Source organism: Parapedobacter defluvii (genome assembly GCF_014642075.1).
In the GTDB taxonomy this organism is placed as follows: domain Bacteria; phylum Bacteroidota; class Bacteroidia; order Sphingobacteriales; family Sphingobacteriaceae; genus Parapedobacter; species Parapedobacter defluvii.
This window is the reverse complement of record NZ_BMIK01000009.1, coordinates 12,383-28,848: the sequence shown is the minus strand read 5'-3', so window position 1 is coordinate 28,848 and position 16,466 is coordinate 12,383. Positions and strand designations below refer to the sequence as shown.

Annotated in this window: 15 protein-coding genes, 1 tRNA gene and 1 pseudogene; 4 read left to right on the top strand and 13 right to left on the bottom strand. The window is 47.8% G+C overall.

Annotated features, from left to right (window positions below):
* Nucleotides 1-54: 54 nt before the first annotated feature.
* From mobC to IEX60_RS13530, 4 genes are all read right to left on the bottom strand, one after another.
* Nucleotides 55-2,100 carry a conjugal transfer protein MobC gene (gene mobC, locus IEX60_RS13545; protein ID WP_188751509.1) on the bottom strand — a complete coding sequence of 682 codons (2,046 nt, stop codon included), beginning with the start codon at nucleotides 2,098-2,100 and terminating at the stop codon, nucleotides 55-57.
* 52 nt (nucleotides 2,101-2,152) lie between these two features.
* Entirely contained in the window at nucleotides 2,153-3,487 is a 1,335-nt protein-coding gene (locus IEX60_RS13540; protein ID WP_188751508.1) for a relaxase/mobilization nuclease domain-containing protein, read from the bottom strand.
* Nucleotides 3,472-3,879, bottom strand: a complete 408-nt coding sequence (locus tag IEX60_RS13535; protein WP_188751507.1) for a mobilization protein — start codon at nucleotides 3,877-3,879, stop codon at nucleotides 3,472-3,474. Before IEX60_RS13535 ends, IEX60_RS13540 begins: the two co-directional genes overlap by 16 nt.
* A gap of 191 nt (nucleotides 3,880-4,070) precedes the next feature.
* Nucleotides 4,071-4,247 (bottom strand): hypothetical protein, encoded by a 177-nt coding sequence (locus IEX60_RS13530; protein WP_188751505.1) that lies wholly within the window; start codon nucleotides 4,245-4,247, stop codon nucleotides 4,071-4,073.
* A gap of 140 nt (nucleotides 4,248-4,387) precedes the next feature.
* Between IEX60_RS13530 and IEX60_RS13525 the strand changes: the two genes are divergently transcribed.
* Both IEX60_RS13525 and IEX60_RS25150 read left to right on the top strand, forming a co-directional pair.
* Nucleotides 4,388-7,510 (top strand): SIR2 family protein, encoded by a 3,123-nt coding sequence (locus IEX60_RS13525; protein WP_188751503.1) that lies wholly within the window; start codon nucleotides 4,388-4,390, stop codon nucleotides 7,508-7,510.
* 251 nt (nucleotides 7,511-7,761) lie between these two features.
* A pseudogene (locus tag IEX60_RS25150) lies at nucleotides 7,762-8,658 on the top strand (recombinase family protein); the annotation flags it as partial.
* A 57-nt stretch (nucleotides 8,659-8,715) separates the two neighbouring features.
* Here the strand turns inward: IEX60_RS25150 and IEX60_RS13510 are convergent.
* The 8 genes from IEX60_RS13510 to IEX60_RS13475 form a co-directional block, all read right to left on the bottom strand.
* Nucleotides 8,716-9,036, bottom strand: a complete 321-nt coding sequence (locus tag IEX60_RS13510) for a hypothetical protein (RefSeq protein ID WP_188751499.1) — start codon at nucleotides 9,034-9,036, stop codon at nucleotides 8,716-8,718.
* A 236-nt stretch (nucleotides 9,037-9,272) separates the two neighbouring features.
* Nucleotides 9,273-9,346: transfer RNA gene (locus tag IEX60_RS13505), tRNA-Pro, on the bottom strand.
* Between the two features lie 102 nt (nucleotides 9,347-9,448).
* A complete protein-coding gene (locus IEX60_RS13500) occupies nucleotides 9,449-10,210 on the bottom strand; it encodes an SDR family NAD(P)-dependent oxidoreductase (RefSeq protein ID WP_188751497.1) in 762 nt (253 codons plus the stop codon).
* Between the two features lie 136 nt (nucleotides 10,211-10,346).
* Entirely contained in the window at nucleotides 10,347-11,225 is an 879-nt protein-coding gene (locus tag IEX60_RS13495) for a universal stress protein (RefSeq protein ID WP_188751495.1), read from the bottom strand.
* Entirely contained in the window at nucleotides 11,222-12,469 is a 1,248-nt protein-coding gene (locus tag IEX60_RS13490; RefSeq protein ID WP_188751493.1) for a glycosyltransferase, read from the bottom strand. The genes IEX60_RS13495 and IEX60_RS13490 overlap by 4 nt, the downstream gene beginning before the upstream one ends.
* A 22-nt stretch (nucleotides 12,470-12,491) precedes the next feature.
* The gene (locus IEX60_RS13485) at nucleotides 12,492-13,532 is read right to left on the bottom strand and encodes a glycoside hydrolase family 130 protein (RefSeq protein WP_188751491.1); all 1,041 of its coding nucleotides are present in this window, start codon (nucleotides 13,530-13,532) and stop codon (nucleotides 12,492-12,494) included.
* Between the two features lie 38 nt (nucleotides 13,533-13,570).
* Nucleotides 13,571-14,041: a GreA/GreB family elongation factor gene (locus tag IEX60_RS13480; RefSeq protein ID WP_188751489.1), complete on the bottom strand. Its 471-nt coding sequence runs from the start codon at nucleotides 14,039-14,041 to the stop codon at nucleotides 13,571-13,573.
* A complete protein-coding gene (locus IEX60_RS13475; RefSeq protein WP_188751488.1) occupies nucleotides 14,038-14,508 on the bottom strand; it encodes a BON domain-containing protein in 471 nt (156 codons plus the stop codon). The genes IEX60_RS13480 and IEX60_RS13475 overlap by 4 nt, the downstream gene beginning before the upstream one ends.
* 140 nt (nucleotides 14,509-14,648) lie before the next feature.
* Between IEX60_RS13475 and IEX60_RS13470 the strand changes: the two genes are divergently transcribed.
* Complete coding sequence (locus IEX60_RS13470) at nucleotides 14,649-15,110, top strand: Hsp20/alpha crystallin family protein (RefSeq protein WP_188751486.1); 462 nt, start codon at nucleotides 14,649-14,651, stop codon at nucleotides 15,108-15,110.
* 45 nt (nucleotides 15,111-15,155) lie between these two features.
* Here the strand turns inward: IEX60_RS13470 and IEX60_RS13465 are convergent, their stop codons facing one another.
* Nucleotides 15,156-15,992 (bottom strand): universal stress protein, encoded by an 837-nt coding sequence (locus IEX60_RS13465; RefSeq protein ID WP_188751483.1) that lies wholly within the window; start codon nucleotides 15,990-15,992, stop codon nucleotides 15,156-15,158.
* A gap of 261 nt (nucleotides 15,993-16,253) precedes the next feature.
* Between IEX60_RS13465 and IEX60_RS13460 the strand changes: the two genes are divergently transcribed.
* On the top strand, nucleotides 16,254-16,457 hold the full coding sequence (locus IEX60_RS13460) for a dodecin family protein (RefSeq protein WP_188751481.1): 204 nt from the start codon (nucleotides 16,254-16,256) through the stop codon (nucleotides 16,455-16,457).
* Nucleotides 16,458-16,466 lie beyond the last annotated feature (9 nt).

Here is a 16,466-nt window from a genome sequence, read left to right as displayed (position 1 = left end):
TATTTTGTTACCCTTAGCTTGACGAGACTTTGTACCCCCTCACTATCAGTAAATTCACATGGATATAGACTTTCCTTCGGACGGATCACCCGCGGGGGGCTCCGTCAATTCGTTAGCATTTCCGGCCTCGTGTTGTTTTGGTTTTTCTGGCCATTCCATTTCTATCCGTTCTAACTCCTCCATCATCAATTCCCTAACTTCGCGTTTGATTTTCAAGTAATTCTCACGGATGTCCTCGGCGGTGACGGTAGCGATCCTGGGGATAGGTTGGTAGGCAGCTTCCTCACAGGCGATGGCAGCATGGTCGTTCTGTACTTCGCTGTGGAATACCTTGAGTGCAATTTTTTCCTCGGGGTTGTCGGCCACCATGCCCACGAACGTGCCGGAAGAAAGTGTGGCAATCTTGGATGCGGGGATGGCGTAATCCAGTTGCGTGGACTTGGTGAAGGTGGTGTCGGAACTGGTGAGCGTGGTGCTCGTCCTGTCCTGCATGATCTTGCCGAACGTTTCCGAAAGCGTCTTCGCCGTATCGCCCGTGACCTGCCCACTGATGATGTTGCCCACGATGCCCGTAATCACGTCGGCCTGCTCGGCACCGTAATCTTTTTTTAGTTGGCTGAAATCCTGCACGGCGATGGTGGTAGCCACCTTGTTGGAGCGGGCCGTGGCGATGAGGCTGTCGATGTTGTTGAAATAGATGGTGGGGAACTCGTCGAACACGAGGCTGCTTTTCTGTTGCCCCTTGCGGTTGACCAATTTGATCATACGTGATATATATAAGGAGAGCACGGCCCCATATATCTGCAACTTCTGCGGGTTGTTGCCGAGGCAGACAATCTTAGGATGGTCAGGATTGTTCACGTCCAGTGTGAAGTCGTTGCCGGACAGCACGTAATAGAGTTGGGGGGATGACAGCCGTGCCAACCCGATTTTGGCGCTGGCTATCTGCCCCTCCAGTTGCTCCTTGGCGTTGTTCTGGAATGCGGAGATGAACGGATTGATGAGTGTCTTGATCTCGTCCTGCTGGCTAAGGATGGCAAAGAGTGGGTCGTAGTCGGCCTGCATGAGTTCGATGACATGGGGCAATGTGCAATAGATGCCGTCCCCGTACCGCCGCAGATACCAAATGATGGCGGTGAGGAAGTTGATGGGCGATTCCACGAAGAAGTCGCCCTGTTTCTTTATCCATTCGCGGTTGAGGCCCAGCATGATTGTCCGTGACGCTTCGGTGGCATCGGTGATGTCATCCATACTATGGGGATCGAGGGGGTTGCAACGGTGTGTACGGCTGAGGTCGTCGAAGTTGATGACGTAGAATTTCGGGGGTACGGGGTAATTCCTGCGGTACCGGAGCAGTTTGTTGTAGGCAATCCTGGTGAGGTCGTCATACTTGAAGTCATAGACGAACAAGGCGAACCCCTTGCGGATGTGCTGGTCGATGATGTGCCGGATGACGAAATAGGACTTTCCGGCACCGGGCGTGCCGATGACCAGTAGGCCACGGAACGGGTTGATGAAATTAATCCAGCTTTCCCGTATCCGGTCTTTCAGCCTGTACTTCGCAGGCAGGTTGACGGAATACTCATTTTCGAGTAAGCGTTCCTCCTGCGGGAATGTTTCGTTATCCGCATTGAAGATGTCGTTTTGCAGGCTGAATTTGATGAGGCGTGACAGGTGGGTGCCGCCAATGAGCATGAGCAAATAGCCCGTTCCCGTGAGGCCGATGTATCCGGCGGCAAGGGCACTTGGCGAAGCGGGCAGGTAAAGCACGAGGGCACTGGCGAAATAGAGTGACACGCCACTGGTGATATAGGTGGCGATGCCGCGCCAGCCGATTTTCTCGTCCTTGCGGCCCTTGACACCCATGAGCGAAATGGCAAGGAAAACCAGTGCGGCTAACTTGGGCTTGGTCGTACCGTCAAATAAGCCGGTAGTGACCAGATTGGCCATGAGACTATCTGTAATTTCGGCTGTCCAACCCCAACCCCTGAAAGCGAGGTAGCAGGTGAGGTAAATATGGATACCCAGTATGGAGAGACTAATCAGCCTGCTGAGGTCGGCTATCTTACGTAGGGATTGGATGTCTTCTCCGGTGTTCATTTTATTGTAGATATGAGATGTGAGACATGAGTATTGAGATTCAGCATTATCGCTATCCTGAAAAGCGGAAGCCTTTGCGTCGTTTCTTCTTTCGTTTCGGGATGGCCGGGGCGTAATCGGGTGCGGTCTTGGCAAGGGCTATGTCGAGCAGACCTTTGCCATCATCCACTTTCTGCTTCGGGGGCTGGTGTTTGGCTAATACCGTTTGCAGGTAGTTGGTCGGCGTGACTGCCGGACGCAGGTAAGTCTTTTGCTGTTGGCGTTGCCCTTGTTTTTTGCTGTCCGTTTCCTTGCCCCGCTGTTGTCCTTGCTTGGTGGTAACGGCCATATCCGCATGGGCCAATTTTTCGGTGATGGCCTTTGCGGTGTACACTTTGCCGAGGTCGCTGCCGTTGAATACCGTCTTGTGACTATTGTCCACGTAGGTGATGCCGTAGATCCGGCCTTGCTCATTCTGCCGGAATACGGCATGGATGCCCTGCTTGGCCAATTCGGAGATGAAGGTGGCTTTGGTGAATTGGGTGTAGCCGTCCATCACCTTGTCGATGCGCTGCTTGAAGTCGTCTTTGTGGAGATTCCGTTTTTCGGCGTTGCGCTCGAATTTCTTTTCGAGGTGGTCCAGCGTGGGTTTATAGGGCAGCACACTGGCCTTGAACGGGATGCCGATGCGGTTGCCCTCCGCGTCGATGATGGAGTAGACCAACCCACGGTGCTTGTACATATCGGTGTCCTCCTTGCCCCGGTCGGCCACTACGTTGTATTGGCTGAGCACGGCATTCAGTTCGGCAAGGCTGGTGAATTTGTAGCTGCGTACCACGGCACTGACCACGTTGCTGATGGCGCGTTTTGTGGGGGTCCTGCCGTATTGCGCCTTTTCGGGGTCGATGGCCTTGATGGCATCCACCCGTTCCCGTTGCTTGCTTTCGGCAGGTACGAGCCTGAACTTCCGTTCGATTTCCTTGCGGGCGGGTTCGGATAGCGCCTTGCCGATATTGTGGATGTTGATGGGCTTGCCGTCCGGCTGGATGGTGGTGGTGACGATGTGCAGGTGCTGGTGGGATACGTCCTTGTGCAGGTAGACCAGGTAGGGCTGGTCACCGAGGCCGATTTTGCCCATATAGGTGTCCGCTATTTTTTGTAGGGTGGTATGGTCGAGTTTCTCGCTCGTGTCGAAGTTGAGCATGATATGCAGGGCGTTTGTCCTGACCTGCGGACTGAGCTTGGTGAGGTTCTCGAAACGTTCCAGTTTGGCGTTGAAACTGAGTTTGTCCAGTTCGGTGCCGAACAGGCTGGCCATGATGAGTTCGGCATCCCCCTCGGTGACCTTGTGCTCGTTGTAGTTGAGCAGGCCGCGGATGCTCTTGCCGCTGATTATTTTCGTAACCATTTCTCGGCAAGCTGTGATACCATAACTAACAGTCGTTCCACCTTGTCGCCCACATCCTTATAAAGTATGGCTGTGCGGTTGACGTAGAATGCCCGTTCTGATTCGCTGTCGCTGATGTGGAAGCGGTGGGTCTGCTGGTTGATGTTGATGCCGATGGCTTTGAGTTCCCTGCGGATGCGGGTGAGTTCCTCCATCGGGCGGTCGAGGGATACGTCGTGGTGGAACAGGTTGATGCGCTGCCGGGATAGGATGCGCCGGGCCACTTCGCCGATGCAGTGGCAGTCGCTTTCCTTCCGGATGTTTTCAAGCCGTGCGTAGGTGGCTTCGTTGACCCGGATCACGAGCGGCCTGTTGAGCAGGTCATCGGGATTGGTGAGCTTTTTCCTTGCCATTGGGTATCTCTTTTCCGTCGGTCACCGACTTCGCAAGTTCCGCAGCGAAGTCACCCGCCCACGGGGCGGCAAGGCATTTTCGTATACGAAAATACATCTTGCCGTACACACGGGTGTACGCAAAGCTGCTACCGGAAGGCGGTTGCCGGAACGGTGTTTTGTGTTATGTCTTTTGTTGTGGCGTTCGGATCTTATCCTGTTTCGCCCATTTCTTCATCATACTTCTGTACCTCACTTAGTGGGATGGATGCCCGCAGGAGTTGCCGGATGCGCTGCCGGTGCGGCCCTTTGGCACGCCGGAATTTCGGGGCGAAGCTGCAAGCCGGATGGCGGTTGCCCTTGTTTCTTTTGGGTGCTTTGCTGTTCATGGCTATTCTCGTATATTTATAGCCAAAGTTGGGGAGATGGATTGGGGTTGTTTGACAATCCGCTTGGGGAGGGGGTAGAATTAAATAGATTTTTGTATACACACTTGCTGATAACATAGCTTTAGCTTATAACTTATAAAATGGAGATACCAAAGCCACTTATAGATCAAATTAAAGATGGGAACGTAGTATTGTTTTTAGGAGCGGGGGCTTCATACGGAGCCAAACACCCTAAAGGCATTAATCCTCCAAATGGATACCAACTTGCGCAACTTATTTCTGACAAATTTTTGACTGATGAGTTTTCTGATCAGTCATTACAATATGTGTCTGAACTGGCAATATCTGAATATGATCTATTCTCCGTTCAGAGCTATATATATGAATTATTTGAGCCATTTTCTCCAAATGATCATCATTTGGAGATTCCGAGATTTGTTTGGAAATCGATAATAACAACAAACTATGATTTAATCATTGAAAAAGCATATTCTCAAGTTGATCCAGTACAAAGCTTGGCTAAATTTGTTAAAAATGGAGAGCGGGTCAGAGATAAAGTGAAATCACCAAAGGATTTACCGTTTTATAAGATTCATGGCTGCATAACTGATATTAACGACCTAAACGCCCCTTTAATATTGACCGCAGACCAATATATAAATCACAAGAAAAACCGGGATAGGCTGTATTCTCGAATAGAATCACTTGCATACGAATATGCTTTTTTGTTTGTTGGATTTAGTTTTGCAGATCCTGATATTAGAAAGATATTGTTGTTATTGGACGAACTAAAAGATTCTAGGGTCAGGTCTTATATGGTAGGACCAAACATTAAAGATCAAGAAGCTAGATTATGGGAAAATAAAAAGATTACCGCGATTAAAATGACTTTTAGCGATTTCATGGATAAATTAAAGGTGGAAATAGGTGAAGAAAAGAGAAAGTTAGCACTAATAAGAGGTGATGAATTCATGGTTCATAAAATTTTTGAAAAAGCTATAATATCAACTAATGAACTGAAGCCGTCAGAAACGTTGTTAAATTCTTTAAATTATGATTTTCAATACGTTCACAAATCTCTGAGTGAGGTTAACACCGATCCTAAAGAATTTTATAAGGGATATTTTGAGAACTGGGATCCTATTCTAAAAAACCTAGATGTCAGAAGGGGATTAACAGACATTGTACTGTCTGAAATTTTTCTTAACGATGACAATATAAGAGAGAACCGCTTTGAGTTTTTTTTAATAAAGGGGTATGCAGGATCGGGTAAATCGGTACTATTGAAAAGAGTAGCATGGGAGGCCTCAGTTTTATTTGATAGAATATGTTTGTTTTACAATGCCAATAGTATAATTGATATTTTACCAATCAGTGAATTATGTAATTATTTAAAGGACAGAATTTACATCTTTATTGACAATATCTATGACAATCAGGATCATATAATTGATTTTATCGAGCTTGCAAAAAAAGATAAATTGCCAATAACTTTAATCGGGGCCGAAAGAGTTAACGTCTGGAACGCGGACTGCGATGAATTAAAAAAGTATTCAGATAACGAATATGAACTAAGGTACCTAACCGATAATGAAATTAATAATCTATTAGTCAAACTTGAAAAATACGACTCACTAGGATATTTAAAAGACAAATCAACAGAGGAAAGAATAGAAGCACTTTCGTATAAAGCTGGCAGGGAACTTTTAGTAGCGCTATATGAAAGTACTATGGGTAAACCATTTTCGGAAATAGTTCAAGATGAATACAATTCAATATCCAATCCGGTCGCCCGTTCTTTGTATTTGACAGTAAGCATCCTACATCGTTTGGGTACAGAGGCTCGTGCAGGTCTGATTTCAAGAGTTCACTCAATTCCTTTCTCATACTTTAAACAAAATTTGTTTAAACCACTAGAATTTATCGTTTTTGATAGGTGGGACTATCGTATTAATGATTACATCTACTTAACTCGACATAAACAAATTGCTGAAATAATTTACGAAGTAGTATTATCGGAGCCACAACACAGATATGACGAGTATATAAGAATATTATCCTGCCTTGATGTTGATTTTGAGAACGACCGTATTGCTTTCCTCTCTATTATGAAAGCTAAGAATTTGATGGAAAACTTTAAAGATCCTGAGATGGTTAGAACCTTGTATAAGGTTGCTAAGGAAACGAATCCTCTTGATGCAAAGTTATTACAACAAGAAGCAATATTTGAAATGAACGCGCCAGGAGGAAATTTTAATAAAGCCTCCGAATTGTTAACCGAGGCACTAAAATTGGCTCCAAATGACAGTGTAATTCAGCATTCATTCGCCGAAATGGCATTAACAAGAGCAGAAAAATCGACATATAAAGTTGAAATCAATAAATATTTGAACGAAGCAGAAGTCGTTTCAAAAAAACTAGTTGCAAAATCTAAAGATAGGCCACACCCTTATCATACTCTGCTAAAAATTCATCTTTTCAAGCTTAAAATGCTTATTGAAGACGGTGATTCGCCTTCATTTGAACGTCTCATTAAAGACACTGAAAAAGTGCTTTCGTTTTCTAAGCAAACCTTTCCGCAGCAGGAATTTATACTTGAAGCAGAATCTCAATTTAATAAAATATTAAACAACAAACCTGAAGCTATACGATTATTGGAAAAAGCCTACGAGTTAAATAAGAGAAGTCCGTTTTTATGCTTACGATTAGTGATGCTTTATAATTCAAATAAGGATTTCCCGAAGGCGAAATCAATAATGGAAGATACCTTAAAACTAATTCCCGGGGATAAGGATATTAATTTTCAATACGCATTGAATCTGATACGAACCGATGGAGACAAACTTGTTAATATCAAGCACTATCTAAACCGTTCCTTTACTAAAGGAGATAACAGGTACCAAGCGCAATTTTGGTTCGCAAGAACTCTATATTTATTGAACGAAATATCAGAATCAAATACAATTTTTAAAAGTTTAAATAAAATTAGTATTGAGCCGAAATTGAAAAGCAAACCGCGAGCTAAAGTTCGTAATAATGGAGAACTTGTTAAATATAAAGGCTCAATCAATCGAATCGAATATAATTTTGGATTTGTCACCCGTGACGCAACGGCAGATCAGATTTACTTCTATAGATACGAATCCGATTATGAGGAATTTTGGGATGATTTAAAGAACGGAGATAGGATTAGTTTTAATTTAGCCTTTAACTACAAAGGCCCTGTCGCAATAAATGTCAAGAAGGAAATGATTGATAATTAAATCAGTTTTTTGGCAAAAACCCGTTGAAATATAATTTCCATACCAATTTGCACGGCCTCCCCATAAGGATTGTCAAACATTGATTTTTAGCATCATCATATTAGCTCCTTTTTCAAAAAAGGAGACCAAAATGACTGCTGAAAAACTCCCACAAACCCCGGAAAATAGTGAAAAAAAAGTTGATGAAAACAGGAAAAAATTACGTAACTTAATAGCTGAAATCGTCGCAAAAATCATCATAAGGGAAGTAAATGAAAGCAATCGGTTACGTCAGGATAAGTAAGAGAGACCAGTCGAATTACTCGTTGGATTACCAACAAAGCAGCATCCGGGAATATTGTAAACGGAACAAGGTGGAACTTGTCTCCGTGTTTGTCGATGACGGGGAAAGTAGCTACACATTTGACCGCCCGGATTACATGGCATTGGAAAAATTCATCCGTCAAAATAAACGGGAAGTGAAATATTTGGTAGTGCTCGACCACGACCGCTTTAGCAGGAACCTGGCTGAGGCTTTGCTCAAAATTGAGCAATTGGAACGGAAATTCGGGCTTACCGTACTGGCCACCAACGAGCCGCTGGACATTGACCCCTCCGACCCTGCCGTCTTCATCCAAAGGGCTTTTAAATACCTAATGGCCAATCACGAGCTTTTCACGATACGCAAACGGGCGCAGATGGGGATCCGGCAGGCGCAGGAATCGGGCAGGCATGTTAGCGTAGCACCTTTTGGGTATATCAATGCCCGTGATGCAAGTGGTAAGGGTATTTTGGTCATTGATGAAAACAGATCCTTTATTGTTCAGAAAATCTTCCGCGATTATCTGGCTGGTATCCCACATTATGAAATATACAAAGAGGTTAGAAAGCTGGGGCTTACATTGACCGGAAATGACAGCATCGCAAGGATATTGGGCAATTGCGTCTATGCCGGACTGATTAAGGTGCCGGGTAATGAGAAACTCCCTGAAAGGCATGTAAGCGGCCTCCATGAACCGATTATTCCGGAAGCGCAATATTGGCTGGTACAGGAAATGCTCCAAGCCAACAAACGGGCCGAGCAACCGCAGCCCAAAGAGGAATTTCCGTTGCGTGGATTGCTGAAAAGCCCCTGCTGTGGGGGCAATATGACGGCAGGATGGAGCAAGGGACGCAGAAAGCGTTATTTGTACTACCGTTGCATTAGGCATAGCAATGTCAACATTTCAGGCAAGGTGCTGCATGACAAGTATGAGGCACTGGTCAAGCATTTGGACTTTGCGCAGGAAGACCTTGACTTCATCATTGCCGATGTTGAAGAAAAGATGCGTAAAGACCTCGACCTGATGAAAAAGCAGGTGGCTATCAAAGCCGGGCAGTTGGCTGCCGTCGAAAAACAAATAGACCGACTGGAAGAACGTATGATAAACGAGGAGCTTGAAGCATCTACTTATAAAAAGTATTTCAGGAAATTCAAGATGGAAAGCGCACGGCTGAAAGAAGAGATTGCCTATCTTGAGCAGGGTTCCGAGGATGAATACAACCAACAGCTACTGCGGCTCCCCTATTTGGTCAATCTGGCTACCATTTTTGAGCAAGTACCTGTCACAGACCAGCATTCGATTATGAGGGATGTGTTCAAACACGGTCTCACGTTCAGCGAAGGTGTGTTTAGAACACCGTGGATTAACCCTATGCTTGAACATAACCTACAGATACTCAAAGAAAAAGAGCTGCTCTTTTTGGAGCAGCCCTCTGATTTTTTAGATGGTTTCCCATCAGGTCGGGGTGGCGGGATTCGAACCCACGGCCTCTTCGTCCCGAACGAAGCGCGCTACCGGGCTGCGCTACACCCCGATGAGGCCGGTAATGTGGGTGCAAAAATATCATTTCTGTTTGAAAAAAGCGAAAACTTAGATTTTTTCATTCCGACCTCAACTATAAGCGGTGGTTAAATCGCTATTCCATGGCCATCCCACCATCCACAACCAGTTTCATCCCGGTGATGAACTTGCTGTCATCGGAAGCTAAAAACAGCACGCCTCTGGCGATATCGTCATTGGTTGCGTATCTAGCTAATGGAATGGTGGCCTCGAAACCTTTTTTGACAGATGCTGCTTCACCGGGCGCGAAACCTTCTTCCAGGGAGCGCATCATGCGATTATCTACCGGGGCTGGGTGGATGGAATTGACACGGATACCACGCGGGGCCGCCTCCAGTGCGATGGTACGCGTAATACCAATCACCGCGTGCTTGCTGGTCACATAGGCACTCATCGATCCGAATCCCATCAGACCGGCCACGGACGACGTATTGATAATACTTCCGCCATCGTTCATTTCGGGTAAAACATATTTAATACCCAACCAGACGCCTTTCACATTCACACCGATCAATTTGTCGAATGCATCTTCCGGATATTCGGTGATGGGCTTTACAACGCCTTCGATTCCTGCATTGTTGAAGAACACGTCAACCTTTCCGAACTTGCTTACCGCATGTTGGACGTACTTCTGGACATCACTAGACTTGGAAACATCCGCCGCCACATAGCTGACATCCGGACTATCCAATTCAGAAGCAACTTTTTCAAGCGCTTCCTCGTTGATGTCAACGAGAACCACCTTTGCACCTTCTTCCAAAAATAATTTTGCTGTAGTAGAGCCTATCGCACCGGAACCTCCGGTGATAATGGCGACCTTGTTTGCTAACTTTGCCATAACTTTTGAATTAAAATAACCTGTTTCCTAATAGCTTTAAAAGTAGGAACCCCTTTCGTAAATAGCGGTAACGTTGGTCACGTCGAAGGATGACATTAGTCAATCATCAACCGAGGGGCACATCGGCGTGGCAAGGTCAAAATACGGGATAGGAAGCCATCGCCTCGGGAAAAACTAACAGCGGCATCTCCACCCGATGAATCAGTTGCCGGGTGGTACTTCCCTTAGTTATCCTGTACCATCGGCTCCGCACCCGGTGCACAAGGACAAACAGATCGCAGGGCCCGTGCAGGCTTGACCGGTACAGTCCATTAACCACAAACCGATTCCGGACGGGCCGGTAGTACAGTTTCGGATACCCAACCGCTGTTGACACTTCAGTAAGGAAGTCTCGAACTGCATCGGGAACGTCTCCGGGTTTCTTCACCTTATTGGATACCCATACCAATGAAATTTCCGAGCCGAAATGGGTGCACAGGCTGCTCAATGAGTGAAGCGCACGCATGTGCGACCGGCTGAAGTCCGTTGCGAAACATACATAAGACGGATCCTCGTATGCAGCGCCCTCGGGAACCACCAATACCGGGCACATCCCCATTGAGAGCATGCGATTCACGTTGTTCTCGAAAAGTAAACGGGTTGCCCGGTGCCGTCCATGTATCCCCACCACAGCCAACACAACATCGTGGTTGGCAAAAATGTGGCTTTGTACAGCATCGGTTAACTCGCCCAGTTCACTCGCACACGAGATAGTTGGCGTGAAATCTCCGGAAGATGGATGGGCAGAATTGACTAGGCGCTCCGCCCATGCCGATAACGTGGTAGCAAGACTCTCCTTCCGTAAAAAATAATCTTCCACCGACCACGATTTGAATGACTTGTCCGAAGGATCGGGCATCGTAAACGCGTGGTACAGCATAACATTGGCATGGATCCGCGTTGCCAGCCTGAACGCGTAATTTGCGGCCGCCGCTGCCTGTGGAGAGAAATCTGTAAGCATCAAAATCGTTTTCATAGTGCTGCCCCAATCCGGGATTGTCTGGTAGTTTCGCGGGATCTGGATTTCTCACGTGCCGAAGGAACTGCGGTTACTGCCTCTGCCGCCGGAAGCATATTCAACTCACAGAATATCCGGTAGTGCGCTTTCGCTACCTCAGCCCACGTGGATGACGCCATGACCTGCAACGCCCTGCTACGCATTTGCTGAAGTCGTTGAGGCGCCGCAAGCAGCTCGGTGATTGCTGCTGCAAATTGCCCGGGCTGCTCAAATCCTACCAGGATGCCCAAATCTTCCGTCAGCACTTCCCTTGCATGCGGGATGGGTGTGGATACCACCGGACACCCGCAACTGAGCGCATAGGCAAATGTGCCGCTAACCGCCTGGTTCGGGTCTTTGGAAGTAAACAGATACATATCGGATAAGGCGAGGTATTCAAGTAATTCACGGGTTGGCAGGTACCGGTCTATAAAGCGGACATGGCCGTCAAGACCGAGCTCACTGACCAGGTAGTTCAGCAGGTTTCGGTAAGCCTCGCCTTCACGTTTCACAATTTCGGGATGCGTTTCGCCGATGACCAGGTACAGCGTGTCGGGAAACCGGTCGATTACCGATGGCAGCGCCTGCAGTGCCGTTTCAATACTCTTGCCCCGGCTCAGAAGCCCAAATGTTGCCAGTATCCGGCCGCTCACAGGTAATCCGTACCGCCTCCGCAACCGCTGTTTGTCCATCTCCTTTGGAACTTTGTGAATACCATGCGGGATAACGGCAATCTTTTCAGGCCGAATTTGATAGTCAGCGACCAAAAGATCGGCCGCATGCTTGGTCATGACGATGATTTTATCAACGGCTTCACTGATTGCACGAACCGTTTTCAGAAGCGGGTAACCGGGAGCGGGCAGTACGGTGTGGAAGGTAATGATCACGGGTTTACTGAGGTGGTAAAGCAATAACAGCAGGTGGTCTCCATATTCGCCACCGAAAAGGCCAAATTCATGCTGGATGAATACGCCTCGTATGTCGCGGTTTCCATTGATCTCCATGGCCATATCCGGGTAATCTTCAAGTGAATCGGCACAAAGTGTATACTTGACCTCCGTATCGTAAAAATACCGCCTACCCTGGGGTTCTAACGCGCAAACAAGCGAGTCGAACGGCACCTGTGCACAGGTGCGCAGCGCTTCGATCAAATCATGGCTATAGGTGGCTATTCCACATTCACGGGGTGGATAGGACGTTATAAATGCAATTTTGCTGGACATAATACCGGGCATAATAAGTAAATTAATAAAACGATTTGGACGCTGACAATTCCTGTAGCAGGTCCTTCAGGTTTACCGAGGCCACCGCTATCCGACTGTCTGCGGCACCGTAATAAATGTAGAGCCGGTCTCCGAATATGGCTGTACCTGTAGGAAATACAACATTGTTTACATATCCCCGCTTTTCCCAGTCTTCCTCGGGAGACAAAAGCGGCCGGGGAAGGCGGGCAATTTCCCGGCTTGGATTGTCCCTGTCAAGTAAGGCGGCGCACGCATGGTAAACATACCCTTCGGGGCCATCGTATACACCGTGGTAAATCAGCAACCAGCCCTCATCCGTCAATAACGGCGGGCATCCGGCGCCGATGTAGCTGGATTCATGGGGATATTTAGGCTCCATGACAATGTGGTCTGAAAAGTTAAGCAGGTACCGTTCCCAAAAATCGGTTGTCAGCTCGTCAGGGATATTCCTGGCGGAGACGATTTGTATCCCCGGACGGATCCGGTGGAGAAATACGAGGTTTCCGTCAATCCGGGCCGGAAAAAAAATAACATTTTTATCCCATAAATTTAACCCTGCCGTCAATAAGCCATGGGCTGCGTATTCGCGATGCTCCCTGAAATACTTTTCATTCAACCGCATACCGCTTTGCACCAATTCGGAAAACCGCCTGAAGTTTACTTCGGGTACAATCACTCCTTTTTTATCAAAGTGCCGGAGGTCTTCCGAAACCGCCAAAGCACCCAACGCGGTAATGCCGTCGTAAGCCGTGTATGAAAGGTAATAGCTATTGTCTACTTTGACAATACGGGGGTCTTCCACTCCCTGGCGTTCGTAAGGATACTGCGGAATGATCAGCGGTACTTTGCTACGCTCCACAACCTGTAATGCCCCCTGCAAACGGCAATAGCCGATGGTGGAAAAATTCCCCCTGCGTACCGCCCGGTAAAACAGATGTACCTCATCGCCGTCCTGGTAAACTGCCGGGTTGAACACCGCAGCGCTTTCAAACCCCAAAACGGTCTTTTCGAGCAGCACTCCTTCCCTTTTTACCGTGACCATGGCTTTTTATACAATTTATTACCCGTGCATTTCCCCGTTTAGCATATCTCCAGAATCTGATACACCTCTGTGCCAAATGCAAATGAATCCCCTTTCTTTTTTCCGGCCATTGCCCTATACAGCGGGCTTTGGGGGGAAATGCCAATGAAAGGCGTCCCATCCACCTCAAACCGCTCGATACTGACGGAAATGTAAAACAGTCCCTTGTCAGTTGCCACCACGCTCCCCAACTGCACCTCGTCATAGCGCTCTTCCAGCCAAAGGTGCATTCCTTCCAGGACCTTCAGCTCTTCGCGGGCAAACAACAGCTGGTCTGTCAGCTGCCGATGCCGCAGGGCCACTTCCTCGACAAGTCCCGGTTGGTCGGCACCATATTCCGTTGATCCGCCCCCATCAAGCTCCCTAATTCCTCGGTTGAAATCTGCAATAAGCGCCCGCTGCTTTGCAATGCAGGCGCGCAACAGTTGTTCTTTTGATGGCAGTTGCATCTGTTTCTGTATAGTTGTCATGTTGTTACGTGTAGTGGTCTTTGATATTTTGTTTGCACCCTAACGGTAATCCGGTTTGATATCCCTTTGACCTGCTCGATGTCATTGACCGCATTGAAAGCGGCAACTTTTCCGCAATAGTCGTCCACTTCTCCATCCAATGTCACCCAGCCGTTATCCACCGCTACGCTGATTCGTTCTCCGGCCAGTCGTGGGTCCCACACAAATGCCTCCGCAATTTCAGCCGCGATGCGCGTATCATCGTCGGCCTCCTTACATTCCACCTGTAGGTCTAACGCTACAGCCCTCACTTCCCGGAGATATTTCGCAAGCCGCTCGGCCTCTCTTTTCTCCCGCATATTCCGCACGCACCCCTTCAGCGTGACCACGCCCTGATTTACATCAACCGCAATGTCTTTGGTCTTCAGTATCTCGTTGGCCTTTATCAGGCCCAACAGCGTTTTCCGGATGGTTGTGTCTGTTTCCATGACTGAAAAAATTAACATTTCTGTTGTTCAAATATGGCACGGCAATCCGGCTTTCCGCATGATCAATCTCTGCAGCATCGGTGATTTTTGTCATTCAGGGGCGTTACCGTTTCGGGTACCTTAGCCAAAAAATACAAGTTATGAGTACTACAGTCAGAAAAAAGACCAGTCTCCCGTCGGTGATGTCAGACTGGCTGAGTCCAATCAGTTCCTTTTGGGATCGCGATTTCTTCGATTCAGATTTAGGTTTGTTCAGCAGGCGCCTTGGGTTGAGCGTACCTTCGGCAAACATCTCCGAAACGCCCCAGGCTTACCTCCTTGAGTTGGCCGCGCCCGGATTGAAGCGCGACGATTTCAAATTGGAGGTAGAAAACCATACCCTGACCATCAGCAGCGAGAAACAGGAAGAGAAAGAAGAAAAGAAAAACGGCTACTCCCGCAAGGAGTATTCTTTCAATTCCTTCAGCCGTTCGTTTACGCTGCCCGATTCGGTGAAAGAATCCGATATCAGCGCTTCCTATACCGATGGCATCCTTAAAATCACGATTCCGAAGACCGAGGAAACCCCTGAGCAACCGGCGCGTGCCATACCGGTTTCCTAAGATAGCCAACCGTTGGTGCAGGATGGGTCCTGCACCAACTTATCCCTACCGCTCGTCGGTTTTCATGAAGAACACAGGCACGGTCGGTTTGTGGGCGATAACCTTGATCAGTTGTTTCGAAAACATACGGCTGAAGAACGGCTTGTCCATCGGGGTCATCACCAACGCATCCAACTGCTCCCGGGCAACCATGCGGTTGATGCTCACCGGGAGGTTGCGGGAGATTGCCAGCTTGAACTGTAATTCCGCATCTGAACCGGTTGCGATCTTTTCGAAACGTTTTGCCCATTTCTGCATTTTTTTTGTCTCTTCCTGTTTTCCCTTTTCGTAAAAGTGAAACAGGGTAATGACCACCGGACGATCCATCAATGTCGTAAAATCCTCCAGCGCTGTAACCTCAGTGGCATGGTAATTCACCGCAAATCCTACCCGATCCATGCGGAATGTGGATATCCTGGCCGGGATGGCCACCACCGGAACCGGTGATTTAAGGATGACGGCAAACGTATTGCTGCCCAACACGGCGTATTTCAGGCCCGTGGCACCCTGTGTACCCATCACGATCAGATTTACATTTTTTTCGCGCGCAAAATTAGCGACCGTATCCGCCATTGTCCCTTCCCGGTTTTCACCGGATATGGAAATGGCAGGAAATTGCTTTTTCAATTTCTCTATAAGTTCCGCCATTTGCTGGTCTGTGGCATCCTTTATTTCAACCCATGCGGCCCCGGTAACGCCGGGATACGCCGATACGGCATAAAACGATTGATATACGTGCAGCAGGTGCAGTTTCCAGCCGTGCCTGGCTGCCATTCCTGCGGCGTAGAGGCATGCCTGGTACGCATGCCGTGAAAAGTCTGTGGGTATCAGAAGCGTTTTCATTTTTTAAATGATTTATGTGATGAACTATTTCACTTCGAAAGTAAGCCGACCGATGTGTAGCGGCGAATGACGGTTACCCCGGCTTCCGATGATTGATATCATTGATAACCTCTTTGCACAGCGATGGTCTCGCCGGGGATGGTGACCTGCTCCGATATGACAAAATTCCCAACCGGCTATGACAGCGGTCATCCCGAAAACACGCAAATGGCAATAACTTGCACGTAATTCAATTGGTTCACATATAAAAATACATGCATTATGTCTGTCTTAAAAGTCATCGAAGTACTGGCCAACTCGACCACCGGTTGGGAAGATGCCGCCCAAGCAGCCATCAACGAGGCCTGCAAAACATTGGAAAACGTCCGTTCCGTCTACATCGTGGATCAGAGCGCCACCGTAGCAGACGGAAAAATCACCGAATACCGCATTACCTGCAAGATCAGTTTTGAACTGTGGCAGTAGCCGATAAAC